We start from the raw sequence: 1,930 nt of genomic DNA on the forward strand, positions 1-1,930 counted from the left end.
GCGCGCTGCGATCGCTCATGTCGAGCCTGGCGAGAGGGTGCTGATGGCCCGCGGCCGCGAGGTCGATATCATTGCCGCGGCGCAGGCCGGACGCGCGCTGGCCCGCTACTTTCCGCTCGACAACCACGTCGGTGCGCTGCTGACGATCGAGCGGCGCGCGTTCTGGCCGCTGATGTTCGCCGACGCCACGCAGCAGCCGCTGGTGGTGAAGCCGGCCTTCGCCTCCTATGCGGCGCCGCTGTGCGAGCCGGTGGAGCTGGGGCTATTGATGGAGACGGCGTCGCTGCAGGTCGGGCAGGCGGGGCACCGCTGCAAGACTTATCTCGCCGACTGGCCGCACCGCTTCGACGCGGTGCTGATGCTGGAGCCGCCGGCCACGGCGCCGACGCCGGAGCTCTCGCCGGTTTATCGAGGCAACTATGTTGCGCTGTATCGCGTGACGCCGCCGAAGGTCGAGCCGGGTTCCGCTGGCCGCGTTCATGCCGGTGCGCTAAGCTCGCCGGCGCAATGACCCCACGCCGTCACGATAGCGATTACGAACGCCGCAAGTGGCGTCAGGTCGCCGGCCATTTCGGAATGGGCGCGGCGTTCGGCGCGCTGTTCGCCGGCCTCGTGCTGTTCAACAATTACTTCGGTCTGTCGAGCGTGATCGCGACCAGCGAGGCGCCGATCCTGGTGCGGATCATCTTCGTGGTCGGCGTCGCCGGATCATTCGCCTTCATGGCGGCGATCACCGGCTTTCTGTTTCTGGTCCACGAGGATTGAAAAGTTAAGCGAGGCCCATCCGTCATTGCGAGCCAAGCGAAGCAATCCAGCGCAGTGCACTGGGCTGGATTGCTTCGTCGCTTCGCTCCTCGCAATGACGGGGAGAGCTGTAGTTGAAGCGGGGCCTCAGCTCGCCGGTGCCGCCGGCTCGACCGCTGCCGGTTCGGTCGCCGGCTTGGCGTCGCCGCCTTTGTAGATCCGGGTGTAGCGCCGGCCGAGGCTGGTGAGCACTTCGTAGCCGATCGTGCCGAAGTGATGGCCGAGTTCGTCGACGGTGATGCCGTCGCCGATCAGGGTCGCCATCATGCCGCGGCGCGCGGCGTTGGCGGGCAGGTCCGTGACGTCGACCGCGAGCAGGTCCATCGAGATCCGGCCGGCGATCGGACAGCGCTGGCCGGCGATGATCACGTCGGCGCCGCGGGTGCCATCGCTCGAGCCGGCGGCGCGGAAGTAACCGTCCGCATAGCCCGCCGACACCACCGCGATCTTGCTCGGGCGCCGTGCGCTCCAGGTCGCGCCGTAACCGACGGTGTCGCCGCGCTCGACGCTGCGGACCTGGACGATCCGCGCTTTCAGGTCGACCACCGGCTGCATCGGATTGTCGGCTTCCGGCGTGGGATTGATGCCGTACAGCGCCGCGCCGGGGCGGACCAAATCGAACGCGAACTGCGGACCCCTGAAGATACCGGACGACGCCGACAGCGACGCCGGCACGCCGGCGAACTGACCGGCGATCTCGCGAAATGCCGCCGCCTGCTTGGCGTTGAGCTGATGGTTGACGAGATCGGCGCAGGCGAGGTGGCTGATCACCAGCGTGATGCCATGGTCACCGGCGATGATGCGCGGCACGATGCCTTGCGCCTCGACGACGGTCAGGCCGAGCCGGCTCATGCCGGTGTCGATGTGGAGCGCGGCACCGCCGCGCCAGCCGGTGCGGCGGCAGAACACGTCCCATTCGGCGAGCTCGTAGAGATCACCGATCACCGGTTGGCAGTTCAGCTTGGCGAATTCGTCGCCGGAGTTCGGGAAGAACCCGTCGAGCACGTACAGCGTCGCCTCGGGGGCGGCTTCGCGCACGATGCGTGCTTCGCTGAGCGTGGCGACAAAGAAGGTCTTGCAGCCGGCCGCGAGCAGCGCCTTGGTGACGGGCCCGGCGCCGCAGCCA

The 1,930-nt window shown here is 68.2% G+C and carries 2 protein-coding genes and 1 pseudogene; 2 read left to right on the forward strand and 1 reads right to left on the reverse strand.

Annotated elements, in window-relative coordinates; genetic code table 11:
- Together DYI24_RS25720 and DYI24_RS25725 are read left to right on the forward strand one after the other, a co-directional pair.
- A pseudogene (locus tag DYI24_RS25720) lies at positions 1 to 511 on the forward strand (hypothetical protein); the annotation flags it as partial.
- Positions 508 to 765 (forward strand): hypothetical protein, encoded by a 258-nt coding sequence (locus DYI24_RS25725; RefSeq protein ID WP_164574323.1) that lies wholly within the window; start codon positions 508 to 510, stop codon positions 763 to 765. The pseudogene DYI24_RS25720 and the gene DYI24_RS25725, both read left to right, overlap by 4 nt.
- 126 nt (positions 766 to 891) lie before the next feature.
- On the opposite strand, the gene alr is transcribed toward DYI24_RS25725, so the two are convergent.
- Positions 892 to 1,930 (reverse strand): alanine racemase (gene alr, locus DYI24_RS25730; RefSeq protein ID WP_164574324.1); only part of this gene is annotated, 1,039 nt, incomplete at its 5' end.

Source organism: Rhodopseudomonas sp. BR0C11, from assembly GCF_010820945.1.
GTDB lineage: Bacteria > Pseudomonadota > Alphaproteobacteria > Rhizobiales > Xanthobacteraceae > Rhodopseudomonas > Rhodopseudomonas palustris_H.

Bases quoted from the DNA above. Each gene is read 5' to 3' on its own strand.
- DYI24_RS25725 (WP_164574323.1), top strand. From the start codon at position 508: ATGACCCCACGCCGTCACGATAGCGATTACGAACGCCGCAAGTGGCGT.